Here is a 23,032-nt window from a genome sequence, read left to right as displayed (position 1 = left end):
CCTTCCATCATGCTTTCTTGCCGAACAGGCCCCAGGGCCGCCACCAGATGACGGCGATCATCAGGGCGAAGCCGATGACGTCGCGCCATTCGGACGAGGTCAGCTGCACGCCGATCGCCTCGACGACGCCGAGCAGGAGGCCTCCTGCGATCGCGCCGGGGAAGCTCCCGAGACCGCCGAGGATGACCACCACGAAGCCCTTCAGCAGGATCGGCAGCCCGCTCCAGGGGTTGATCGCGTAGATCGGCGCCAGCATGGCGGCCGCGACCGCGCCCAAGGCCGCGGCGAGGCCGAAGGTGATCAGGTAGATGCGCTGCGCCGGAATGCCGACGACGGCCGCGGCATCGCGATCCTGCGCCGTCGCCCGGATTGCCCAGCCGAGCCGGGTCTTCTTCAGGACGAAGGTCATCACGCCGATCGTCCCGAGCGCGACGACGAAGATCAGCAGGCGCTGGTACGGGATGCGGATGCCGGCGATCTCCAGCATGCCGTCGAGATAATAGGGCACGCTCTGGAACTGCTCGCCGAACAGCAGCAATGCCGCGTTCTGCAGCACGATCGACAATCCCAGCGTCGCTGCGATCGTCGAGAACATCCAGCCCTCCTTCCCCAGGAGGTAGTGGATCGTCATGCGCTGGATGAGCATGCCGAGGAAGAAGGTGCCGACGACGGCGACCGGGATGGCGAGGAAGGGCGGCAGGCCGTAGGTCACGGCCAGGAAGAAGACGAAATAGCCGCCGAGCATGTAGAACTCGCCATGGGCGAGGTTCAGCACGCGCATCGTGCCGTAGACCAGGGCGATGCCGCTGCCGATGAGCGCGTACATCGAGCCGATGATCAGGCCGTTGATGATCTGTTCGAGGAAGATGGTGAAGGTCACTGGCTTCCCCTCAGACCCCGAGATAGACGCGGCGGATCACGTCCGAGCCGATCATTTCCTGGCCGGTGCCGGACAGCACGACGCGGCCTCCTTCCAGGAGGTAGCCGTGGTTGGACAGGCCGAAGGAGAGCTGCACGTTCTGCTCGTTGAAGATCACCGCGACGCCGTCCTGGTTGATGCGCTGGATGATCCCGGCGATCTGCTTGACGATGCGCGGCGACAATCCGAGATACGGCTCGTCCATCAGCAGGAGACGCGGCTTCGACATCAGGCTGCGGGCGATCGCCACCATCTGCTGCTCGCCGCCGCTCATCCGGCCCGCGATCTGGTCGCGCCGCTCGGCGAGGATCGGAAACAGGTCCTCGACCCATTCGAGCCGGCTCTTGGCTTCCTTGCCGGCGCTGCGGTGATAGGCGCCGAGGAGCACGTTCTCGCGCACGGTCATGGCCGAGAACAGCCGGCGCCGTTCAAGGACCATGGAGATGCCGAGCGCCACCATCTCGTGCGTCGGCACGCGGGTGATGTCCCGGCCCTCGAACATGATCCGGCCCGACTTCGCCGGCGCGAGGCCCATGATCGCCTTCAGCACCGTGCTCTTGCCCGATCCGTTCGGGCCGAGCACCGCGACGATCTCGCCGGCGCGGGCCTGCATCGAGACATCCCAGAGGACCTGGTAGTCGCCGTAGAGAACGTTCAGGTTCTCGACCGTGAGAAGCGGCTCACTCATGCCCGCCCTCCTCGCCGAGATAGAGTTCGACGACCTCGGGATGATTGGCGATCTCGGTCGGAGTTCCCTCGGCCATGCGCGCGCCCCTGTTCATGAAGATGGCGCGATCGGCGAGTTCGGTGATCACCTTCATGTTGTGCTCGATGATGATGATCGTCAGGCCTTCGGTACGCAGACGCTTGACGAGCTCGATCAGCCCCGGAACGCTGGCCATGTCGACGCCGCCCGTCACCTCGTCCATCAGGAGAAGCTTCGGCCTCGTGGCCATGGCGCGCGCCAGTTCCAGGCGCTTGCGCTGACCGGTGCTGAGACCCTTGGCGAGGACATCGGCCCTTTCGCTCAGGCCGACCATGTCGACGTAGCGGCGCGCATCCTCCCTCGCCTCGGCCATCGAGAGATCGTGATTGATCGCGCCGACCATCACGTTCTCGACGACGCTCAGTTCCTCGAAGGGCTGCGTGATCTGGAAGGTCCGCGCGAGCCCCGCCCGGCAGCGCCGGTCCGGGCGCATCGCCGTGATGTCCTGACCGTCGAACGTGATGGTGCCGGCGGTCGGCGCGTGGACGCCGGCGATGACGTGAAAGGTCGTGGTCTTGCCGGCGCCGTTGGGGCCCATCAGCGCGAGGATCTCGCCCGGCTGGACCGTCAGGCTGAGATCGCTCACGGCGACGATGCCGCCGAAGGCCATCGTGACGTGCTCGACCTGCAGCAAGGGCATCACTGATGTCGGGTTCTGCATGCACTCGAATCCTGCCCGCCGGCGCATCCGCGCCGGACGGTGATGAAGGGGTTCCGGCGCGGAACGCGGCCGGAACCCTCGCCGTAGGCTCCTACTTGGCGGGCTTGAACTCGGCCGTCGCCGCGGTCGAGGGCCAGATCGCGAAGCTGACGCCGTCCTGGATCTGAGCGATCGGAACGGGGAAGAAGTCGGCTCCGGTCTTCGGCGTGTGGATCTCGGTGTCATAGACCATCCGCGCGATCACGCACTGCGAATCCGTCTTGGCGAAGGCCTCCGACAGCTTCGCGGGCTCGATCGAGCCGGCCTTCTTGATGTTCTCCAGCAGCATCGACATCTGGCAATAGCCCTGAGCGTGGTCGCCATTGCCCTCGACCTTCGCCTCCTTCTTGAAATTCTCCGAGAATTCCTTGTGCTTCTGGTTGTTGATGGGATCGAAGTATAGCGGCGTCCAGAGCAGGCCGTTGGCGGAGGCGCCGGCACCCTTCAGGAATTCCGGGCGGATCGGGTAATAGACCGCCATATGCGTCGACTTCAGGCCCTGCTCCTTGATCTGCTTGACGAGGGCGATCCCGGAATTGACGGAGGTGAAGATCGAGATCAGCACGTCCGGCTCCTTGCCGCGGAGCTTCGACAGCTGCGGATAGAAGTCAGCGTAGCCGAGCGGCACGGTCTCGTTGGAGGAGACCGTCCAGCCGTCCTTCTTGAAGAGCGGCAGCGTGTATTCGACATTCGATTTGCCGTAATCGGTATCTTCGACGATGAAGCCCACCGTCTTCTTCTCGGCCTTGATCGAACCCTTCTTGATCAGATCCTGGGCCGAACCGAACAGCGCCTCGGCATACGCGTCGCTGTTGAAGCCACCCTTCCAGAAGTTCGCGAACCGCTTGGGATCGCTCTTGATCTTCTTGGCGATCTCGATCGAGACCGGCTGGCCGCTCATCATGAACTTGCCGAAGCTCGGAGCGACCTCCATCAGCGCGAGCGTGACCGAGCTCGCGATCGTGTCGCCGACCAGGATATCGACATTGTCGCGCGTGAGCAGCTTCTGGGCCGCGCTGACGCCGACCTCCGGCCGCGAGGCGCTGTCCTCGAAGATCAGCTTGATCTTGCTCTTCGTCCCGCCGAGCTCGATGCCGCCGGCCTTGTTGACCTGGTCGGCCGCGACCTCGTAGGCCTGCCGCATCGAGATGCCCGAATTGGCGGCCGGGCCGCTGAGCGGGCCGATCACGCCGATCACGATGTCCCGTGCGGCGGCGCCGCCCGACATGCCGACGGCCATCGCACCGGCAAGCACCGCGCCGATCGCGTAACGCGGGGTCCTACCCGTTCTCGTCATGATGATCCCCTCAGGTTGCAACGTCGTTTTGTCGTTTGTCGTGCCGAGAGAGCACGTTTCATGCCGGAGCGCGAACGGCGTCCGGAAGTCGCAAAGGGTGCGCCAGAGCCGCGCGCTGCCGGACGGGGGCGGCGCCGCGACCGGACCGCGATGCATTCCTCATTCGATGTGAGGTTCGTGGCCCGCACGCGCGAAACGGCTCCGTGGACAAAAGATCGCAAAAACTCGGCCCTCAGTAGCAGATCAGCCTTTCCCCGTGTCAAGAGATGGACGTTTTGTGTCATGGGATGATACGAATCCACGGGGGAGCAGGGATCACCATGGCCAGTGACGGAGGGCTGACGAAGGTGCGTGCCGTCGAACGCGCCATGGCCCTTCTCCAGGCCTTCGATCCCGCCGCCCTGCGCCTGCCGCTCTCGGACCTGTCGCGCCGGACGGGGCTCGACAAGGGAACGACGCGGCGCCTGCTGCAGACTCTCGTCGCCGGGGAGTTCGTCGAATTCGACGACCGGACCAAGACCTACGCTCTCGGCCCCGGCATCCTCCTGCTGGTGCCGAGCGTGCGATACGGGCGCGACCTGCGCGATGTCGCGGCGCCGATCCTGGCCCGCCTCGCCGAGCGCACCGGCGCGACCTCCTTCATCTGGACGCATTTCCGCGGGGCGGCGCTGTGCCTCGATCGCGTCAAGGGCCCCGAGATCACGATCGAAGCCGTGTGGTCGTCCATCGGAGACCGCGTCGAGCTGAACGCCGCCGGCGGCCCCCGCACCCTGCTCGCGTTCCTGCCGCCCGACGATCGCGCCCGCATCCTCGCCGCACCGCTGCCGCAATACACCGCACGGACGCAGACCGATCCCGCCGGTCTCGAAACGGCCGCGACCCGGATCAGGCAGCGGGGCTGGGAATTCGCCGTCGACGACTACGTGGTCGGCCTCTCAGGCCTCGGCGCGCCGATCCTGGACCGAACCGGCAGGCTCGCGGCGAGCGTCAGCATCTCGACCCTGACGCCCAAATTCGCCGTCACGGACGGCGTGCCGCTGCTTCTGCCGTTCGTCCTGGAGGCGGCAGCGGAGATCAGCGTCAGGCTCGGGCAGTGACGGCGCACTCTCCCGCCTCGGCTTGAGACGGTGCCGTCGACGTCGCTCTGATGGAGCCTCGCGGCATGCTGCTGTCGGGACACCGCATCCCGCTGTCCCGCAGCATCCTCAGAAGCCGTAGAAGGCTTCCGGGTTGTCGACCAGGATGCGGTGCCGGATGCCGGCATCCGGCACCCAGTCGCCGAGGATGTCGAGGAGATCGGCCGCGTTCGGCGGCTTGTGCTTGATATGCGTGTGGGGCCAGTCGCTGCCCCACAGCATCCGCTCCGGATTCGCCTCGACCAGCGCCTCCCCGAAAGGCGCGAGATCGGGATAGCGGGGAGCCTGCCGGGAAATGCGATAGGCGCCGCTCAGCTTCACGTAGCAGCGCCCGCCACGGACGAGCCGGAGCAGGGCCTGGAAGGCCGGCTGCGCGACGCCACCTGCGGGATCGATCATGCCCATGTGATCGATGACGATCGGACAGGGGAGCGCCGCAAGCCGGGCTTCGAGCGCGACGATGTCGGCGGGGCGCAGCATGATCTGGATGTGCCAGCCGAGTTCCCGCATGCGGTCGGCGTAGCGCACCAGGAGGTCCGGCGGCAGACCGCCGGCGAAGGCCATGTTGAAGCGCACGCCCCGTGCGCCCTGCTCGTGCAGCCGGGCCAGTTCGGCCTCGCTCTCGTCGGGCGGGACGACGACGACCGCGCGCATCGGCAGCCCGATCGCCGGCCCCTGTTCGAGCTGGCAGCGATTGTCGAGCCCGTAGACGCTCGCCTGGATGATCACCACGCGCTCGATCCCGAGCGTATCGAACAGCGCGCGGGCGGTGGCGGGCGTGGCATCGGGCGGCGTGTAGTCGCGCCCCTCCGCATAGGGGTAGCGCGACGCCGGCCCGAACAGGTGGAAATGCGTGTCGACAGCACCCCTCGGCACGTCGAGCACGGGCTTGCGCAGCTCGGGATCGGGTCCCTGGCAGAGTTCGGTCATGTCGTCGTCTCGATAGGCTGGCGCGAAGCGGCGGGACTCGTCAGGCGAGGTCCACAGATGAACCATGCCTCCACGGCTGCGGCCAGCACGCTGCGATTGCGACGTCGGCTCCGGCGCCGTCCCGCAACCGTCCTGCCTGCCTGATCGACGACCCTCCCCTGGCCGATTCGACGCCAGTCGGGCAAAGACGAGCCGGATGATCGCGCCGTCAAAGGGCCGGGCCCGGAAGGTTTCGCTTCCGGCGATCCGGCTGCGGCACCGCAGAGGAACCGACCATGAGCACAGCCACGACCGACCGCCCGACCCTGCTGCGCAGGGGCATGCTGATTGACGGGGAGTGGCGCGACGCCCTTTCGGGCGGGGTGATCGTGGTCGAGAATCCGGGCCGGCGCGAGCCTCTCGGCGAAGTGCCCCGCGCGATGGCGGAGGATGTCGATCTCGCGGTCGAGGCCGCCGGCCGGGCCTTCCCCGGCTGGTCCCGCGTCGCGGCACGCGACCGCGGCCGCATCCTCCTCGCCATCGGCGAGGCGCTGGAAGCGCGCCAGGAGGAGATCGCCCGCCTGATCGCGAGCGAGACGGGCAACGCCATCCGCACCCAGGCGCGCGGCGAGGCCCGGATGGTCGCCGACGCCTTCCGCTATTTCGGCGGCCTCGCGGGCGAGCTGAAGGGCCTGACGGTCCCGCTCGGCGAGGGCATGCTGAGCTATACGCGGCGCGAGCCGATCGGCATCGTCGGCGCGATCGTGCCCTGGAACGCGCCGGCCCAGCTCGCCGCGCTCAAGATCGCCCCCGCGATCTGCGCCGGCAACACGATCGTCCTCAAGGCGGCCGAGGACGCCCCGCTCGCCGTGCTCCTGATCGCGGAGATCTGCCAGGAGCATCTGCCGAAGGGCGTCGTCAACGTCCTGACCGGCTATGGCCGCGAATGCGGCGAGGCGATCGCGGTCCATCCGCGCATCCGCAAGGTCAGCTTCACGGGCTCGACCGCCGTCGGCAAGGCGATCATGCGCCACGCGGCCGAGCGCATCGCTCCGGTCTCGCTGGAACTCGGCGGCAAGAGCCCCTCGATCGTCTATCCGGATGCGGACGAGGATTGGGCGGTCGAGGGCATCGTCGCCTCGATGCGCTTCACCCGGCAGAGCCAGTCCTGCACGGCGGGATCGCGCCTGTTCCTCCACCGCGACATCTTCGACTCGTTCCTCGACAAGCTCGTCGCCCGCACCTCCGCCCTCACCATCGGCGACCCGCTCGACGAGGCGAGCGATGTCGGCTCCGTCATCAACGAGCGCCAGTTCACCAAGATCCGCGGCTATATCGAGGACGGCCTCGCCCGCGACGAGGCCCGGCTCGTCACCGGCGGCCTGCCGCCGACGGAAGGCCCGCTCACGCGCGGCTATTTCGCGATCCCGACCATCTTCGCGGACAGCTCCAACGATTGGCGGCTCGCGCGCGAGGAGATCTTCGGCCCCGTGCTCGTCGCCATCCCCTGGACGGACGAGGCGGATGCGATCCGCATGGCCAATGACAGCCATTACGGCCTCGCCGCCTATGTCTGGTCGCGCGATATCGGGCGGGCGCTCCGCACCGCCCACGCCGTCGAGGCCGGCTGGGTCCAGGTCAACCAGGGCGGGGGCCAGTCGCTCGGCCAGTCCTACGGGGGCGTCAAGGAGAGCGGCATCGGGCGCGAGATGTCGCTCGAGGGGATGCTCGACAGCTTCACCGAGACGAAGCAGGTGAACGTCAACCTCGCCATTCCCGATCCGGCCTGAGACCGGCCGAACGAACGAAGGCCCGCGAGGCCGACAAGGGAGAGAACCATCATGACCGACAGCTTCCGCGCGCTCGTCGCGACCCAGGCCGGAGACCGGCAGGAGATCGGCTTCACCACCTGGACCGATGCCGACCTTCCGGCCGGCGACGTCACGGTCGCCGTCGAGTACTCGTCCTTCAACTACAAGGACGGGCTCGCGCTGGCGGGCAAGAACCGCATCCTGCGCAAGTTCCCGATCGTGCCCGGCATCGACTTCGCCGGGCGCGTCCTCGCCTCCGACAACTCGGCCTATGCACCGGGCGACCGCGTCATCCTCACGGGCTGGGGCGTCGGCGAGGGCTGGTCGGGCGGCTTCGCCGAACGGGCGCGAGTGAAGGGCGAATGGCTGGTGAAGCTGCCCTCCGGCATGTCGAGCCGCCACGCCATGGCGATCGGCACCGCCGGCCTCACGGCCATGCTCTGCGTCATGGCGCTCGAGGCGCACGGCCTCCCCGACAAGGCCAAGATCCTCGTCACCGGGGCGAGCGGGGGCGTCGGCAGCGTCGCCGTGAAGCTCCTCGCGGATAAGGGCCATCAGGTCTCGGCGCTCACGGGGCGGCGCGAGGAGGAGCCCTTCCTGCGCGCGCTCGGCGCCGTCGAGGTCATCGACCGGGCCGAATACGCTTCGCCCGGAAAGCCGCTCGCGGGCGAGCGCTGGAACGCGGCGGTCGACACCGTCGGCTCGACCATCCTCGCCAATGTCCTCGCCGCGATGGCCTATCGCGGCGCCGTCGCGGCCTGCGGCCTCGCGGGCGGGATGGACCTGCCGACGACGGTGTTCCCCTTCATCCTGCGCAACGTCGCGCTGCTCGGCGTCGATTCGGTCCAGTGCCCCAAGGCGATCCGCGAGGAGGCCTGGACCCGCCTCGCGGCCGACCTCACCGAGGCCGATCTCGCCGAGGTGACGGGGGAAGTGCCGCTCGACGAGGTGACGGGCCTCGCCGACCGCATCCTCAAGGGCCAGGTCCGCGGCCGGCAGGTCGTGCGGGTGCTCGGCGCGGGATAGCGCGCCCACCCTCCCCTGGAGGGGGAGGGTCGGCGGCGAAGCCGGCGGGGTGGGGTGAACCCACCTCTCCCCATCGTCGGCCTCGTCGAGGCGGACACCGCGCGTCACCCCACCCCGTACCTTCGGTCCGACCCTTCCCCTCCGCGGGAGGATTGGTGCAGCGCATAGCCCGCTCCCGGCTTGGCCCGCGACGCGCCTCGTTCTATCCCTGGCGCAAAGGTCCGTCCGAGACCGCCGGGAGGAATCATGGCGTCTCGCGCGCCCGGAGAGCCGGATTATCAGCGCCTCGCTTTCCGCTACGAGCCGATGGCCGGACGCGGGGAGCGCCGGCCCGTCATCGTGGTCGGAGCCGGCCCGGTCGGGCTCGCGGCGGCGATCGACCTCGCCCGGCAGGGCGTGCCCGTCCTCCTCATCGACGACGACGACAAGCTGTCCCAAGGCTCGCGCGCCATCTGCTTCGCCAAGCGCACGCTCGAGATCTTCGACCGGCTCGGCTGCGGCCAGCGCATGGTCGAGAAGGGGGTCACCTGGAACCGCGGCAAGGTCTTCGTCCGGGACGAGGAGGTCTATGCCTTCGACCTCCTGCCGGAAGGCGGCCATCGCCGGCCGGCCTTCGTCAACCTCCAGCAATATTACGTCGAGGGCTTCCTCCTCGATTGCGCCCTCGCCCTGCCTGCGATCGACATCCGCTGGCGCCATCGCCTCACGGGGATCAGCCAGGACGAGAATGGCGTCACGATCGAGGTCGAGACGCCCGAAGGCACGCAAAGCCTCGCCTGCGATTGGCTGATCGCCGCGGACGGCGCCCGCAGCGCGACGCGCAAGGCCCTCGGCCTCGTCAGCAGCGGCCGCACCTTCCGAGACCGCTTCCTCATCGCGGACGTGCGGATGGAGGCCGATTTCCCGGCCGAGCGCTGGTTCTGGTTCGATCCGCCCTTCCACCCGAACCGGTCCGTGCTCCTGCACCAGCAGCCGGACCAGGTCTGGCGCGTCGATTTCCAGCTCGGCTGGGAGGCCGATCCGATCGAGGAGCAGAAGCCGGAGAAGGTCATGCCGCGCCTGCGGGCGCTGCTCGGCGAGGCGGCGGAGTTCGAGCTCGAATGGGTGAGCGTCTACACCTTCTCGTGCCTCCGCCTCGACAGGTTCCGGCACGGCCGCGTCCTCTTCGCGGGCGACAGCGCGCACGGCGTCTCGCCCTTCGGCGCGCGCGGGGCCAATAGCGGCATCCAGGATGCCGAGAACCTCGCCTGGAAGCTCGGCCTCGTCGTGAAGGGCCTCGCCCCCGAAACCCTCCTCGACAGCTACGATGCGGAGCGCGTCGAAGCGGCGGACGAGAACATCCTCGCCTCGACCCGCAGCACCGATTTCATCACGCCGAAGAGCGAGGCGAGCCGGGATTTCCGCGACGCGGCGCTCGACCTCGCGCGCGACTGCCCCTTCGCCCGCCGCCTCGTGAATAGCGGTCGGCTGTCGGTGCCGAGCACCTATCGAACCTCGCCGCTGACGACGGCCGATCGCGACGCCTTCGCCGGCCCCCTCGAACCCGGCGCGCCCGTGCCGGATGCGCCGATCCGCATCGGCGGCAGGGAGGGCTGGTTCCTCGACGAGGTGGGAGGCGCCTTCACGCTCATCGTCTTCGCCGGGCAGGGAGCGCTCCCGGATACCGACGCCCTGCGGCCCGATCCGCTGCCCCTCGACCGGATCGTCGTCACGCCGCCGGGCCAGGACGGCGATCCACCTCTCCATGCGCGAGCGGTCGAGGATCGCGAGGGCCTTCTCGCCCGGCGCTTCGATGCCGCGCCCGGCACCGTCTACCTGCTGCGGCCGGACCAGCATGTCTGCGCGCGCTGGCGGAGCTTCGATGCCGCGGCGGTCGCGGCCGCCCTGCAGCGCGCGGCCGGAGGGGAGATCGGGCGATGCTGAACACCGAGACCAATCTGCCTTCGCCCGACGACTTCTACGAGGAGCTCGTCGCCCTCCACCGCGACCTGACGCCGGAGCAGAGCCGGCAGGTCAATGCCCGGCTGATCCTCCTCCTCGCGAACCATGTCGGCGATCCCGCGGTGCTGCGGGAGGCGATGGCGCGGGCGCGCCGGGGCATCGAGCCCGCCGGAGGGGACGCAACACTCCCGGCCAGGGCGTGAGCCGAGCCCCCGCTACAGCGCCACGATGTCGACGCTCCCGCCGAGCCGTGCCTCGGCGATGCGGGCGACCGAACCGTGGTGCGTGAAGAGGATCGGCTGCACGCTCTCGCCGATGGCGGCGAGGGCTTCGAGGCCGTGGCCGGTGCGCTCGTCGTCGAAACTCGCGAAGACGTCGTCGCCGACGAAGGGGGCCGGCTCGGCCCGTCGGGCGAAATCCTCCAGATAGGCGAGGCGGAGCGCGAGGAAGAGCTGGTCGCGCGTGCCCTCGCTCATCTCGGCCTGTCCGAGCGTCCGGCCGCCGGCGGCCCGCACGCCCTGGATGACGGCCTGATCCTTCTCGTCGAACCCCTGGTCGAGCCCCGAGAAGGCGCCGCCCGTCAGGCGCGCGAAGAGCGCTCCCGCCCGCGTGAGAAGCGGATCCTGCCGCCCGGCGCGGTGACGGTCGACGGCTGCGTCGAGCAGCAGGCTGCCGAGCCGCAGCACCGCATAGCGGCGCGCGGCCTCCCGGATCTCGACCTCGGCCCCGGCCTTGCGCGCGGCGGCGTCCTCCGCCCCCCGCCCGCCTTCGAGGCGGGTCCGCTCGGCCTCCTTCGCGCACTTCTCCGCGAAGGCGTGCTGGCTGTCCCGCTCGAGCCCTTCGCGCTCCTCGTCGAGCTCGACGAGCCGTGCCGCGAGCGCGTCGCGATCCTGCTCGGCGAGCTGCGCGCGCAGCTCGGCTTCGGCCGCGCCCTCGGCCGCGCGCGCAAGCTCCTGGCCGAGCCGACGGAGGTCGGAGCGGATCGCGCTGCGTTCGGCCAGCTGCCGGCCCAGCGCCGACAGATCGGTCCCGGCGGGGATGGCGAAACGGCTCGTCAGGGTCTCCAGCCCCTTCGTCGCGCCCTCATGTGCCTCCACGGCCGCCACCCGCGAGACGGCGGCGGAGGCCCGCCCGGCCTCGCGTGCTTCGTGCTGGATCGCGGCCGCGCGCGCGGCCTCGACGCGCTGCTGAAGCGCGCGGGCGGCGTCGACGGCCGGCAGGTCGTCGGCGAGGCCCAGCGCCTGCCGGACGGCGCGCGCCTCCTCCTCGTAGGCGTCGATGTCGCGGCGGATGCCGGAGACGCGGCGCAGCCGGTTGCCGCGTTCTCTCAAGAGGGTCGGAACCTCGCCCCAGGCTTTGTGGGCCGCATCCGCCTCGGCGAGGCCGGTTCCGGGCGGAAGGCCCAGAGCCGCAAGAGCCTCGCCCCAGGCGTCGCGCCAGGCGTCCGAGCGCTCGCTCAGCCCCTCCTGCGCATTCCGCAGGGTCGCGAGCGCGTCCTCCGCGGCCCGAAGGCTCGCGAGACGGTCCCGCGCCGCCTCCCAGCTCTCGTCGAGCTGCCGCAGCCGCTCGCGGACCTGGTTCGCGCCGAGGGCGACGTCGAGCCCGACGAGGGGCGCGAGGCCGAGCCGTTCGGCAAGCGCGGCGAGAGCGGGGCGCAGGCCTTCGATCCGGTCCTTCAGCCCGGCCAGATCGACGCGCTTCGTCTCCAGCGCCGCCTGCCGCTGCGCGAGCGCCTCGGCATCGGCGCGCCAGAGCGCCATCTCGGCGGGCGGGAGCGGCGCGATGCCGAGCGGCGCCCACAGCATGGCCCACTCCGCCTCGGCCTCCGCGAGCGCGGCGACGGCCTCGGCATGTGCGGCCTCCACCTCCCCGAGAGCGCGCCGTGAGCCGTCGCGGCGGCGGCTGTCGGAGGCGTGTTCGGCGGCGAGGGCCGCGTCCGCCGCGAGGCGATCCGCCAGCCGGTCGGCCTCGGCCGTCAGGCGTTCGTGGTCGGCGATGGCGCCAAGGAGGGTCGACCCTGACGGCGCCTCCGCCTCCCCGAGCAGGGCGCCGCGCAACGCCGTCCAGAGCGCGCCGCGGTCCCGCCGGAGGGCGGCGAGCGAGGCGGGGTCGGGCAGATCGCCGGCTTCCGCCCGCGCGCTCATCCGCGCCTCGATGGCGGCAAGATCGTCCCGCGCGGAGACGAGCCGCTCCCGTGCCCGGTCCCGCGCGCGCGCCGCAATCTCCAGCACCTGAGCGAAGCGGCGGATCGTTTCGGCGGACGGCAGGGCCAGGGCCGCGATGTCGCCGGGGAGAGCCGGGACGAGGCGCTGGAGCGCGGCCGCGAGGGCCCGTTCCTCGCGCGCGGTCTCGGCCTCCCAGGCATCGCGCCGGGGTATCTCGGCGAGAACGGGATCGAGCGCCGCGAGGCTTTGTCGGTGCGCGGCGAGGTCCGGAAGAGGGCCCGTCTCCTCGGCCGCCTTGCGCAGGTCGGCGAGGGTCCGATCGAGACGCGCGCGCTCGCGGGCGAGCCGGCCGCTCTCCGCCTCGATCTCGCGACCCTCGGCGACGAGGCCTTCGAGGCGCCTCAACGCCATGTCGGTCGGCTGATGCGCCTCGACCGCCTGCGCGTCGGGCAGGCCGAGGCGGGTCGCGATCCGCGCGAGGTCGTCCGTGAAGACATCCGCCTCGGCGCGCACGCGCGGCAATTGCTCGACGGATTGGCGGTATTTTCCGAGATCGGCCTGGAGAGAGCGGATGGCGGCCTCGTGGGGGGCGACGGCCGGGTCGAGCCGCACGGCGGCAAGCGCCGCCTCGGCCTCGGCGAGCGCCGTCTCCGCTTTCCTGCGGCTTTCGGCGGCGCTTTCGGCCTCGCGGTGCAGGCGGGCGAGGTCGGCGATGGCGGCATCGTCCATCTCGACGAGGCCCTCGAAGGCCGCTTCCGCGGCACGCCTGTCGTCGAGGTCGCGCAGGATCGGCGCCGCCGCCTTGAGGCGGCGCAGGGTCGCGCTCTCGCGGCCGATGGCGCGGCGACGCTCGCCGATCTCCGCGAGGCGCTCCTCGGCCGCCGCGATCTCCGCGCCGAGCCGACGCCAGGCATCCTGGCCGATCCTCTCCTGGCCCATCTCGCGCTTGGCGTCGTTGAAGCGGCCGATGGCGAGGGTGAGCGTGCGCTCCCGCCCGCGCGGCGTGTGGATGGCGGCGGCCTCCTCGTCGAGGCTGCGGGCGAGGTCGCGCACCCCGCGCAGTCCCGAGGCGGCGGCGAAGAGCGTGCGGCCAAGCTCTCCGTCGCTCTTCAGCATCTCCTCCGCCCCCTCGCGCAGCCGCGCGGCATCGAGGCCGAAGGCGTTGCAGAAGACCGGGCGCGTCAGCCCGCCGAGGAAGGGGGCGAGCGCGTCGTCCGGCAGCGCGCCCCCGGACGGATCGGAGAGGAGGTTCTTGCGGCCCTTGCGGCGGAAGAAGGCGAGGTCCTGTCCGTCCCGCCCTCGGATCTCGGCCCCGAGCCGCAGGCCCTCCTCCCGGTGCAGGAAGTCCCAGCGGGTCCGCTCCTCGATGCCGAAGAGAAGGTCGGTCACGGCCGCGAGGGCCGAGCTCTTGCCCGCCTCGTTCGGGCCGAGGACGACGTGCAGCCGCGCCTCGGGGCGGAAGGCGAGGCGGCGCCCGGTGAAGGGGCCGTAGCGTTCGAGGTCGAGGGAGAGGAGGCGCATCAGCAGCCGCGCCCCGGCAGCCGCGCCATGACCAGCGCCTCCGCCTCCGCGAAAAGCTGGTCGAGATCCTCGGCGAGGTCGGGCTCGCCCGTCGGCGTCATCCCGCCCGGCAGACGGTTCGCGACGTCCCGCAGGATGTCGATGGCCTTCTCCCGCAGGGCGGGATCGTGATCGAGGCTCGCCATGAGGGCGGCGGGGTCGAGGAGGCCGGCCTCGCCGGCGGCGGGCGCCGCGAGCCGCGTCGTGCGCACCCGCAGGGCTTCGAGCCAGGCCTCCGCGTGGAGGCGGTGGGCGGCGGCCTGGAGATCGGCGGCGAATTGCTCGCGGTCGCCCGCGATCCGCTCGTGCAGCGCGCTCGGTCCGCGCAGCGTCACGCGGAAGGCGAGCGGGCGCTCCCCGAGCTGCTCCGTCTCCGCGCGCAGCCGCTCCTCGATCGTCCCGATCAGCGCCGCCTCGTCGTCGCCCGCAGCGAGGTCGAGATGGGCGAAGCGGGCGCGGTCGAAGACGAGATGGCGCAGGCCCGCGACGCGTCCGTCGACGACCTCCACCGCGACGGCGCCCTTCGGCCCGCATTCGCGGATCGAGCGGCCCTGGAGGTTGCCCGGATAGACGATCGGCGGATCGTCCCAGAGCCGCTGGTGCTCGTGCACATGGCCCAGCGCCCAGTACTGGTATCCGCGCAGCGCCAGTTCGGCCGGGGTGCAGGGCGCGTAGGTCGCGTGCTCGGCATAGCCGGCGCAGGAGGTGTGGAGGAGGCCGATATTGAACAGGCCCGCCACCGGCTCCGGATACGAGCGCGCGAAGCTCTCATCGGGCACGGCGCGATCGGCGAAGGAACGACCGTGCAGCGCGACGCCGAGCTCCGCGAGGCGGTGCGTCGCCGCCTTGGCGCTCGGGAAGTCCAGCACGTTGCCCGGAAGCGGCACGGCCTTCCGCACGACGCTCTCGGCATCGTGGTTGCCCCTCACGAGGGCGACGGGGATGCCGGCCCGGTCGAGCCGCGCCAGTTCGCGGGCGAAGAAGAGGCCGATCGAGAGGTCGGGCCAGTCGCCGTCGAAGACGTCGCCCGCGATCAGGAGGAAGGCGACCTTCTCCGCGAGGGCATGGTCGACGAGCGCCGTGAAGGCGTCGCGGCTCGCGGCGGCGAAGAGTTCGGCGAGCCGCGCATCCTTCGCCGCGAGCCCGGCGAGGGGGCTCGCGAGATGCAGGTCCGCCGCGTGAAGGAAGGTGAAGGAGGCCATGGGTCGTTCTTTTGTCTGAGCATGATCTTATCCGAAAACCGGCCACCACTCTTCGGGATCGTGCTCTCATACCCTGCTTGTCACGGCAGCCGAATGCGGAAGGCCGCGCCGTCCCCCGTTTCCTCGTCGAGGGCGATCGTGCCGCCATGGCGCTCGACGAGCGAGCGGACGATGGCGAGCCCCATCCCGGTGCCGCCCTCCTCGCGGCGGGTGGTGAAGAAGGTGTCGAAGATGCGGGCCCGATTGCCGGGCGCGATGCCGCCCCCGTCGTCGCGGACGAGGAGCGCGAGGCCGGCGGCATCGCGGCGCGCGGAGAGCGTCAGCGTTCCCGCGCCGTGGCGTGCGGCGTTGTCGGCGAGATGGCCGAGCACGATGCCCGCATTCTCCTCCGAGAGCGGCAGGCGCAGCGCCGGGTCGCCGTCCAGCCGGATCGCGAGGCCCGGCTGAGCCGTCCGCAGCGCCGCGGCGGCCGCGCCGAGATTCGTCTCGCCCTCGATCGGAGGGTTGTCGGCGCGGGCGAGTTCGCGCAGCCGGTTGACCAGGGCCGCGAGGCGGCCCGCATCGGCGAGGATGTTGCCGAGGAAGCGGCGGCGCTCCTCCTCGGTCATGCTGCCGGGGGCCGCGTCGAGCATCAGTTCGGCCGCGCCCCGGATGGCGGTCAGCGGCGATTTCAGCTCGTGCGAGACATGGGCGGCGAAGGTGCGGAGGTAGTCCGAACGCTCCTGCAGGCTCGCGGCCATGGCGAGGAAGCTCTCGGAGAGCTGCGCGAATTCGCGCGTGCCGTGCCGTTCGAGCGGCTTGATGGCGGAGCGGTCGCCGCGCCCGATCTCGGCCGTGCGCCGGATCAGCTGGTGGACGGGATGCGTCACGAAGCGGGAGAAGAGGAGCCCGATCAGGGCGGTGACGGCGAGGATCGCAGCGGCCGCGAGGGCGAGCTTACCGCGCTCCTCGTAGAGCTGCTTGACGACGTTGCTGGGCGTGCGGGACGCGTAGACGACGCCCGCGAGCCGGTCTCCGACGACGATCGGCATCGCGGTGAAGACGCGCACCGAGGTGCCGCGGCTGACCGAATAGACGGGCGGCGGCGGGTGTCTCGAGATGCGCGTGCGCAGGACGCTGCGGACCTCGCCGCGGAGGGCCGCGGCGACCTCGGGCACATGGGCCAGCGAGAGCCCGACCTCCTCGCGTCCCGCGATCACGACGCCGCGCGGATCGAGGATGCGGAAGCCAGCCAGCGTCGACGCCTGGGCCTGGACGAGGATGGGGCCGAGACGGCGGCCGATCTCCAGGAACGCCGGGTCGGCCGGTTTCGCCGACGGCAGCGCATCCGGCCGGCGGCCGAGGATGGGACCCTGCGCGAGATCGAGGCGCGGCTCGATGGGATCGTAGGGCTCGTCGGGCGCCCGGCCCGGAGGCGCCCTCGGACGCTCCGCCCCCAGCGGCAGTTCGGGAGCCTCGCCCGCCATCTGGGCCGCGACGGCCGCCAGCACCGCGCTCTGTCCGATCAGCTCGGCCTCGGTGCGCTGGATGAGCTGGTTCTCGTAGAAGCGGAAGAAGAACAGGCCGACGAGCGGCAGCGCCAGCACCGTCGCGAGGACGAGGCCGATGATCAGAGCGAGCGACGGCCGCCATTTCCCCGGCGTATGAGGCCGCCCGTCGCTCAAGCGGAGGGCCGTCTGCAGGAGCCGAGGCGGAAGCCGACCCCGTGGATCGTCGCGACCCCATCCTCGCAGCCGAACGCGGCCAGCTTCGCGCGGATGTTGCGGATATGGCTGTCGATGGTGCGGTCGGAGACGTGGATGGCCGGGCCGTAGGCGGCGTCCATGATCTGGTTGCGGCTCAGCACCGCCTCGGGGCGCCGCATCAGCTTGAAGAGGATCGCGAGTTCGGTCGCGGTGAGAGCGAGGTCGCGGCCTTCGAAGGCGGCGGAATGCGTCTCGGGATCGACGCGGAGCGCGCCATGCGTCAGGGCCGGAGCGGCCGGCGCCGCGCGGCCGCGCTTGAGGATGGCGTTGACGCGGGCGACGAGTTCGCGCGGGCTGAAGGGCTTCGTGACGTAGTCGTCCGCGCCGATCTCGAGCCCGACGATGCGGTCGATCTCCTCGTCCCGCGCCGACAGGAACAGGATCGGCACGTCGGAGGTCTTGCGGAGCGTCCGGCAGACGTCGAGCCCGTCCATCTCGGGCATGCCGATATCGAGGACGATTAAGGCCGGCTCGTCGGCCCTCGCGGAGGCGAGGGCCTCGGCCCCCGTCGCGGCCGAGACGGGCTCCATCCCGGCCTTCCTGAGGGCGAAGCAGATGACCTCGCGGATGTGCGGATCGTCGTCGGCGACGAGGATGCGGTGCATGGCGAGGTCCTATCGGGCGCCTTCGCCGCTTTCAACCTGCGGCGGTACGGGCGCGGCTTCGCCTGCGGGAGCCGGGGCCGGCATTCCGGCGGGGGCGACCGTCGGCGCCTGCGGATGGGCATCCAGATAGCGCGAGAGCTGCGCGCCCCGCAGGCTCCAGCGGCGCCAATCGGCCATCGCCCTCCGATGCTCCTCCGCGAGGCCCTGGCGGGCGCGGAGGAGCCATTCCCGACGCGAGCCCACGCCGCGGTCATCCGGGAACATCCGGTCGGTCTCCGACACGGTCGGCAGAGCGCGGTCGATCGCGGGGATGGCCTGCGGGCCGAGCCTGACGAGATAGAAGAGATCGAGGCGTCGCGTCTCCTCCGGCTGATGGGCGACGTTGTAGCTCGCGACGAGGTTCGCGACGTTCACGAAGGAGCAGGCATAGAGGACCGCCGTCGCCGCGATCAGGTTCGCGCCGACGAGCCAGCTATTCGAGCGGCGGAGCCTGATGCGAAGGGCGATCAGCACCAGCCCGATCAGGACGAGCCCCATCCAGATGAAGGCCGCGACGCGCCAATAGGTCAGCGAATAGACCGAGACGTAGAGATCGAGCCGCAGGATCGAGGAGAGGACGAGGCCGACATTCTGCGCGACGAAGAGATAGACGAGCGCGCGCAGCCACGGCGCCTCCTCGGCGGGACCGCCCGGCCGCATCGCGGCGAGGACGAAGCCGGCGGCGAGGAGCGCCGTCGCGACCAGGGGATAGGCGCCGCGATGGGCGTAGCTCGCATAGGTCATGCCCTCCGGCAGCGCGACGCCGCCCCACAGGAAGGTCGCGTCCATCGCCGTCTGGACGGCGAAGAGGAGGTTGAAGAGGACGAGCGAGCGGGCGATGGCGTCACGACCGAGCAGGACGTCCATGAGCGGGGCGGGTGAGACGGCCGCTCCCGCCTGAAGCTCCGACCAGGACAGCGCGTGCCATCCGGTCGAAGCCGGCAGCCGAATCTCGAGGAAAGGCCAGACCAGAAGGAGCAGCAGGCCCCAGGCGGCGACGCGGTTCGGCGAGAGCCCGTTCAGCAGGCGGACCGGATCGAAGGCCCGCAGCCAGGTCTCGATGAAGGGATTGGCGTCGGCGAAGAGAAGCGCGAAGACGGCAAGGAGCCCGACCGGCACGATCCAGCCGGCGAGCACGCGCGGATTGAGGACGGCGCCGCCCGGGCGGCTTTCGGCCGGCTGGCTGACGAAGGCGGTGGCGTCCCGGATCAGGCGCCACGGGCCGGAGAGCAGCAGGCGCAGCCCGCCGAAGACGGCTTCGGCCGGCGAGCCTCCCTCCTGGCGCGTGACCAGAAGCGCGACGAGCGCGAGCCCGAGATAGGCGAAGCCGAGGGACAGGGCACCGGAATGTTCGAGGCCTGGCAGGCAGGCGAGGAACAGCAGCGCGACGGAGGCGGCGAGGCGCCGGGGCGGGACCCGGATGTCGTTCACCGCAAGCAGCGCCGCGCCGAGCGCGAGGGCGAACAGCATCGCGGTGACGCCGTCATGCTGCCTGTAGAACAGCCAGTCGCCGAGCGCGACGAGGATCGCGGCGACGAAGATCCGGCCCGGCCAGGTGGCGAGGAGAGCGGGCGGCGCCGGCTTCGCCGGTTCGGATGTCGTGATGGGAGTCATGCGCCTGTCTTGGTGCGCGGCCCCGCCGAGGGCCGCAGGGGAAAGGGAATGACCACGCGCTCCGCCCCGGCCGGCTCACGCCGCCTCGTCGGGAAGGCGATGACGACCCCGCCCTCGCCGGGGGGCTTCGGCGAAGGCGCGAGCCACCAGCCGTCCGAGGTCAGGCGGTCCGGGAGGCGGGTCGGCGATGGGGGGCGGCGGCGCGTGGTCACGCCCTCTCTCTGAGGCCGGCCGGTGCACGGGCGTTGTCGGCCCGCCGCAGAGCCTCAGGTCATTGCGTGCAGGCTTTGTGCAGACGGGAGCCGGGGGTATGGGATGGTCTTCGGATCGGGGCGCCACGCCTCTCCCCTTGCGGGAGAGGTCGAGCGACGCGAAGCGTCGGCCGGGTGAGGGGGGCGCACCTTCCGCCGACGGCGTGTTTCCTTGACCTTCATCCGGTTGCGCTGACGCGCAACTCGACTTCTCCCGCAAGGGGAGAAGCGGACCCGGACCTGCTGCGGTTGGAAGGACGATGTTGCGATTGTTGCGCTTCCCGCCGCTTCGCGCGGCCGGCCGGCTGCGGCGGCCCGTGCGGCGGGTGATCGTCGTGCAGGCGAAGCCGAACCCCTCGCACGATTATTATCTCGCGCCTCGCCTCGCCGCGCCGGGCATGCCGGCCCATGAGGTGCACAGCCTCGCCGCCTCGCCCGGCGCGATTGCGCCCGATCGCTTCGACGGCGCCCTCGTCCTCTTCTGCCGCTACCTGAACCGCCCCTGGCTCGCCGCGGCGGAGGCGATGGCGGATCGGATCGCGGGGATCGGCTATTTCATCGACGACGATCTCGACGCGCTCTTCGCGGATCGCACGGTGCCGCTGTCCTACCGGCTGACCATCGCCTGGCGTGCGCTGATCCACCGCCGCCGCCTCTCGCGCAGCCTCGACCTCGCCTATGCCTCGAGCCCCGTGATCGGGCGGCGGCACGATGTCGGCGGGCTGCGCATCCTCGCGCCGCTCGCGGGACCGGAGGACGAGCCGGCTTTCCACGTCCCTGCCGCTCACCCCGGCGATGCAGGGGAGAGGCCTCTGCGGCTCGCCTTCCATTCGACCCGCGTCCACGCGGGCGAGCATCGCTGGCTCGCGGCGCTGATGCGGGAGCTGATGCCGCGCCTGCCTGGCACGATGCTGGAGGTCTATGCCGAGACGAGCCTCCAGCCCCTCTGGCAGGGCGTGCCGCAGACGCTGCTGCGCACCGCCCTGCCCTGGCCGCTCTTCCGGCAGAGGACGCGCGAGGACGGCGCCGACCTCCTGCTCGCGCCGCTCCTCGACAACGAGGGCAATGCCGGCCGCTCGCCGACGAAGCGCATCGAGGCGATGCGGCTCGGGGCGGCGCTGCTCGTCTCCGACCCCGCCATCTACCGGCCCGGCCCGGAGGAGGAGGCCCTCGGCATGTGCGTGCCCGCCGAGCCCGCGCCCTGGATGGCGGCGATCGAGACGCTGGCGACGGACCGCCCTCGCCTCGCCCGGCTGCGGGCGCTCAACCGCGAGGCGGTGCTCGCCGCGCAGCCGGGGGCGGAACCCCTGCTGCGGCCGGACGAGATCGCCTGAGCGGCTCTCCCCTCAGCTCGACGCGATCTTGTCCTGCGTCTTCGTGTCGAAATCGCTCGCGTCGTGCCGCTCGTGGAGCTGATCGGCGGGCTCGCCCGTCACGCGGTTGACCTTGCGGCCGCGCTGGACGGCGGGACGCTGGAAGATCGCCTCGGCCCAGCGTCCGAGATGCTTGTAGTCATCGACGGACAGGAAGGTCGCGGATTCGCCGTAGAGCCAGCCTTTCACGAGCCCGCCATACCAGGGCCAGATCGCCATGTCGGCGATGGTGTAGTCCGGCCCGGCGATGAATTCCGATTCGGCGAGACGCCGGTCGAGCACGTCGAGCTGGCGCTTCGTCTCCATGGCGAAGCGGTTGATCGGATATTCCATCGGGAACGGCGCATAGGCGTAGAAGTGGCCGAAGCCGCCGCCGAGATAGGGCCCGCTGCCCATCTGCCAGAACAGCCAGGACAGGCATTCGGCCCGGGCGGCCGGATCGGTCGGCAGGAAGGCGCCGAACTTCTCGGCGAGATAGGTCAGGATCGCCCCCGATTCGAACACGCGGACGGGCGTCGGCCCGCTGCGGTCGAGGAGGGCCGGGATCTTCGAGTTGGGGTTCACCCCGACGAAGCCCGAGCCGAACTGGTCGCCGTCGCCGATCTTGATCAGCCAGGCGTCGTATTCGGCGCCCTTGTGGCCGAGGGCGAGAAGCTCCTCGAGCAGGATCGTGACCTTCTGCCCGTTCGGCGTCGCCAGCGAATAGAGCTGGAGCGGGTGCTTGCCGACCGGCAGCTCCTTCTCGTGCGTCGCTCCGGCGGTCGGGCGGTTGATGTTGGCGAAGCGGCCGCCATTGCCCTTCTCCCAGGTCCAGACCTTCGGCGGGACGTAGCCGGTATCGTCGCTCATCGCTGCTTCTCCCCGCGGGCAAGGCCCGCCTCGGCCCCGACCCTAGCCGAAGGCGGGGCGAGGCGCCTATGCGCCTGTCGGGCTCCCTCCTCCGCAGCGGGCGCGGGCCGTGCGGAGGCTCACACCGGGCCGCTACGCCCTCCCGGCGAGGCTCGCGCGGTAGGGATGGGCCGGATAGGTGCCGAGCAGCCGGAACTCGCGCGAGAAGAACTGCAGCTCCTCCAGCGCCCGCGCGAGCCCGAGATCCTCGGGACGGCCGTCGACCTCGGCATAGAACTGGGTCGCGGTGAACTCGCCGTCCACCATGTAGGATTCGAGCTTCGTCATGTTGACGCCGTTCGTGGCGAAGCCCCCGAGCGCCTTGTAGAGCGCGGCCGGCAGGTTCTTCACGCGGAAGACGAAGCTCGTCACCGTCGGTCCGTGGCCCGCCGGGACCGCGGCCGGCTCGCGTGCGAGGATCACGAACCGCGTCGTGTTGTGGGCCTCGTCCTCGACGTCCTCGGCGAGGATGTCGAGACCGTAGACCTTGGCGGCGATCCGCGGCGCGAGGGCCGCGCGCGTGCGATCTCCCGAATCGCGAATCTCGCGGGCGGCGCCCGCCGTGTCCGCCGCCACCATCGGCTTGAGGCCGAGCCGCCGGATGATCTTGCGGCACTGGCCCAGCGCATGGATGTGGCTGTGCACAGACTTCAGATCGTCGATCGCGACGCCCGGCAGCGCGAGGAGCTGGAAATGGATCGGCAGGAAATGCTCGCCGACGATATGCAGCCCCGATGTCGGCAGCAGGTGGTGGATGTCCGCCACCCGGCCGGCGATCGAGTTCTCGATCGGGATCATCGCGAGATCGGCCTGCCCGTCGGTGAGCGCCGAGAAGGCGTCCTCGAAGGTCGCGCAGGGCAGCGGCTCGAAATCCGGCCGCACCTCCTCGCAGGCGATGTGGGAATTGGCGCCGAACTCGCCCTGGAAGGAGATTTTCATGGGGTCCGCGTGGGGGCTGCTGAACGGGGATGAGCGAGGCGGTTCGCACCGTCCCTCCCCCTTGTGGGGAGGGGACGTGCAAACGGCACTGTCGCGGTCGATCGGGAAGGCCGTGCTCTGCCTGAGCGGGGGGATGGTAGGCCCGT

General features: G+C 70.8%; 19 protein-coding genes. 6 read left to right on the top strand and 13 right to left on the bottom strand.

The window, feature by feature from the left end; genetic code table 11:
- Positions 1-7: 7 nt before the first annotated feature.
- From EV668_RS13305 to EV668_RS13290, 4 genes are all read right to left on the bottom strand, one after another.
- Positions 8-880, bottom strand: a complete 873-nt coding sequence (locus tag EV668_RS13305; protein WP_133770780.1) for a branched-chain amino acid ABC transporter permease — start codon at positions 878-880, stop codon at positions 8-10.
- A 10-nt stretch (positions 881-890) separates the two neighbouring features.
- Positions 891-1,607 (bottom strand): ABC transporter ATP-binding protein, encoded by a 717-nt coding sequence (locus tag EV668_RS13300; RefSeq protein ID WP_133770778.1) that lies wholly within the window; start codon positions 1,605-1,607, stop codon positions 891-893.
- Positions 1,600-2,325: an ABC transporter ATP-binding protein gene (locus EV668_RS13295; protein WP_166652457.1), complete on the bottom strand. Its 726-nt coding sequence runs from the start codon at positions 2,323-2,325 to the stop codon at positions 1,600-1,602. Before EV668_RS13295 ends, EV668_RS13300 begins: the two co-directional genes overlap by 8 nt.
- Positions 2,326-2,437: 112 nt before the next feature.
- Entirely contained in the window at positions 2,438-3,682 is a 1,245-nt protein-coding gene (locus EV668_RS13290) for an ABC transporter substrate-binding protein (protein WP_166652456.1), read from the bottom strand.
- A gap of 320 nt (positions 3,683-4,002) precedes the next feature.
- Between EV668_RS13290 and EV668_RS13285 the strand changes: the two genes are divergently transcribed.
- On the top strand, positions 4,003-4,779 hold the full coding sequence (locus EV668_RS13285; protein ID WP_166652455.1) for an IclR family transcriptional regulator: 777 nt from the start codon (positions 4,003-4,005) through the stop codon (positions 4,777-4,779).
- A gap of 108 nt (positions 4,780-4,887) precedes the next feature.
- Here EV668_RS13285 and EV668_RS13280 read toward each other — a convergent pair whose 3' ends face one another.
- A complete protein-coding gene (locus tag EV668_RS13280) occupies positions 4,888-5,748 on the bottom strand; it encodes an amidohydrolase family protein (RefSeq protein ID WP_133770771.1) in 861 nt (286 codons plus the stop codon).
- A 275-nt stretch (positions 5,749-6,023) separates the two neighbouring features.
- Between EV668_RS13280 and EV668_RS13275 the strand changes: the two genes are divergently transcribed.
- The 4 genes from EV668_RS13275 (at position 6,024) to EV668_RS13260 (ending at position 10,708) form a co-directional block, all read left to right on the top strand.
- Positions 6,024-7,517 (top strand): aldehyde dehydrogenase family protein, encoded by a 1,494-nt coding sequence (locus tag EV668_RS13275; protein ID WP_133770769.1) that lies wholly within the window; start codon positions 6,024-6,026, stop codon positions 7,515-7,517.
- A gap of 51 nt (positions 7,518-7,568) precedes the next feature.
- Positions 7,569-8,564, top strand: a complete 996-nt coding sequence (acuI, locus tag EV668_RS13270; RefSeq protein ID WP_133770767.1) for an acrylyl-CoA reductase (NADPH) — start codon at positions 7,569-7,571, stop codon at positions 8,562-8,564.
- Between the two features lie 246 nt (positions 8,565-8,810).
- Positions 8,811-10,487: an FAD-dependent oxidoreductase gene (locus EV668_RS13265; RefSeq protein WP_133770765.1), complete on the top strand. Its 1,677-nt coding sequence runs from the start codon at positions 8,811-8,813 to the stop codon at positions 10,485-10,487.
- Positions 10,481-10,708, top strand: a complete 228-nt coding sequence (locus EV668_RS13260; protein WP_133770763.1) for a DUF2783 domain-containing protein — start codon at positions 10,481-10,483, stop codon at positions 10,706-10,708. The genes EV668_RS13265 and EV668_RS13260 overlap by 7 nt, the downstream gene beginning before the upstream one ends.
- A 12-nt stretch (positions 10,709-10,720) precedes the next feature.
- Here EV668_RS13260 and EV668_RS13255 read toward each other — a convergent pair whose 3' ends face one another.
- From EV668_RS13255 to EV668_RS13230, 6 genes are all read right to left on the bottom strand, one after another.
- Positions 10,721-14,191: an ATP-binding protein gene (locus EV668_RS13255; protein WP_133770761.1), complete on the bottom strand. Its 3,471-nt coding sequence runs from the start codon at positions 14,189-14,191 to the stop codon at positions 10,721-10,723.
- A complete protein-coding gene (locus EV668_RS13250) occupies positions 14,191-15,432 on the bottom strand; it encodes a metallophosphoesterase family protein (RefSeq protein ID WP_133770759.1) in 1,242 nt (413 codons plus the stop codon). Before EV668_RS13250 ends, EV668_RS13255 begins: the two co-directional genes overlap by 1 nt.
- Positions 15,433-15,512: 80 nt before the next feature.
- On the bottom strand, positions 15,513-17,096 hold the full coding sequence (locus tag EV668_RS13245; protein WP_133770757.1) for a sensor histidine kinase: 1,584 nt from the start codon (positions 17,094-17,096) through the stop codon (positions 15,513-15,515).
- Positions 17,093-17,782, bottom strand: coding sequence for a response regulator transcription factor (locus EV668_RS13240; protein ID WP_133770754.1), 690 nt, complete (start codon positions 17,780-17,782; stop codon positions 17,093-17,095). Before EV668_RS13240 ends, EV668_RS13245 begins: the two co-directional genes overlap by 4 nt.
- Positions 17,783-17,791: 9 nt before the next feature.
- Positions 17,792-19,435: a DUF4153 domain-containing protein gene (locus EV668_RS13235; protein WP_133770752.1), complete on the bottom strand. Its 1,644-nt coding sequence runs from the start codon at positions 19,433-19,435 to the stop codon at positions 17,792-17,794.
- The gene (locus EV668_RS13230) at positions 19,432-19,647 is read right to left on the bottom strand and encodes a hypothetical protein (protein WP_133770750.1); all 216 of its coding nucleotides are present in this window, start codon (positions 19,645-19,647) and stop codon (positions 19,432-19,434) included. Before EV668_RS13230 ends, EV668_RS13235 begins: the two co-directional genes overlap by 4 nt.
- A gap of 299 nt (positions 19,648-19,946) precedes the next feature.
- On the opposite strand from EV668_RS13230, the gene EV668_RS13225 reads away from it, so the two are divergent.
- Positions 19,947-21,020: a hypothetical protein gene (locus EV668_RS13225; protein WP_133770748.1), complete on the top strand. Its 1,074-nt coding sequence runs from the start codon at positions 19,947-19,949 to the stop codon at positions 21,018-21,020.
- A gap of 12 nt (positions 21,021-21,032) precedes the next feature.
- Here EV668_RS13225 and yghU read toward each other — a convergent pair whose 3' ends face one another.
- Both yghU and EV668_RS13215 read right to left on the bottom strand, forming a co-directional pair.
- Positions 21,033-21,908, bottom strand: coding sequence for a glutathione-dependent disulfide-bond oxidoreductase (yghU, locus tag EV668_RS13220; protein ID WP_133770746.1), 876 nt, complete (start codon positions 21,906-21,908; stop codon positions 21,033-21,035).
- 132 nt (positions 21,909-22,040) lie between these two features.
- Entirely contained in the window at positions 22,041-22,886 is an 846-nt protein-coding gene (locus EV668_RS13215; protein ID WP_133770745.1) for a prephenate dehydratase, read from the bottom strand.
- Positions 22,887-23,032 lie beyond the last annotated feature (146 nt).

Source organism: Enterovirga rhinocerotis (assembly GCF_004363955.1).
Classification (GTDB): Bacteria; Pseudomonadota; Alphaproteobacteria; order Rhizobiales; family Beijerinckiaceae; genus Enterovirga; species Enterovirga rhinocerotis.
This window is presented reverse-complemented; position numbering and strand designations above follow the sequence as displayed.

Bases quoted from the DNA above. Each gene is read 5' to 3' on its own strand.
- EV668_RS13215 (WP_133770745.1), bottom strand. From the start codon at position 22,886: ATGAAAATCTCCTTCCAGGGCGAGTTCGGCGCCAATTCCCACATCGCC.
- EV668_RS13285 (WP_166652455.1), top strand. From the start codon at position 4,003: ATGGCCAGTGACGGAGGGCTGACGAAGGTGCGTGCCGTCGAACGCGCC.
- EV668_RS13225 (WP_133770748.1), top strand. From the start codon at position 19,947: ATGTTGCGATTGTTGCGCTTCCCGCCGCTTCGCGCGGCCGGCCGGCTG.
- yghU (WP_133770746.1), bottom strand. From the start codon at position 21,908: ATGAGCGACGATACCGGCTACGTCCCGCCGAAGGTCTGGACCTGGGAG.
- acuI (WP_133770767.1), top strand. From the start codon at position 7,569: ATGACCGACAGCTTCCGCGCGCTCGTCGCGACCCAGGCCGGAGACCGG.
- EV668_RS13260 (WP_133770763.1), top strand. From the start codon at position 10,481: ATGCTGAACACCGAGACCAATCTGCCTTCGCCCGACGACTTCTACGAG.
- EV668_RS13250 (WP_133770759.1), bottom strand. From the start codon at position 15,432: ATGGCCTCCTTCACCTTCCTTCACGCGGCGGACCTGCATCTCGCGAGC.
- EV668_RS13235 (WP_133770752.1), bottom strand. From the start codon at position 19,435: ATGACTCCCATCACGACATCCGAACCGGCGAAGCCGGCGCCGCCCGCT.
- EV668_RS13240 (WP_133770754.1), bottom strand. From the start codon at position 17,782: ATGCACCGCATCCTCGTCGCCGACGACGATCCGCACATCCGCGAGGTC.
- EV668_RS13280 (WP_133770771.1), bottom strand. From the start codon at position 5,748: ATGACCGAACTCTGCCAGGGACCCGATCCCGAGCTGCGCAAGCCCGTG.
- EV668_RS13265 (WP_133770765.1), top strand. From the start codon at position 8,811: ATGGCGTCTCGCGCGCCCGGAGAGCCGGATTATCAGCGCCTCGCTTTC.
- EV668_RS13255 (WP_133770761.1), bottom strand. From the start codon at position 14,191: ATGCGCCTCCTCTCCCTCGACCTCGAACGCTACGGCCCCTTCACCGGG.
- EV668_RS13290 (WP_166652456.1), bottom strand. From the start codon at position 3,682: ATGACGAGAACGGGTAGGACCCCGCGTTACGCGATCGGCGCGGTGCTT.
- EV668_RS13300 (WP_133770778.1), bottom strand. From the start codon at position 1,607: ATGAGTGAGCCGCTTCTCACGGTCGAGAACCTGAACGTTCTCTACGGC.
- EV668_RS13295 (WP_166652457.1), bottom strand. From the start codon at position 2,325: ATGCCCTTGCTGCAGGTCGAGCACGTCACGATGGCCTTCGGCGGCATC.
- EV668_RS13275 (WP_133770769.1), top strand. From the start codon at position 6,024: ATGAGCACAGCCACGACCGACCGCCCGACCCTGCTGCGCAGGGGCATG.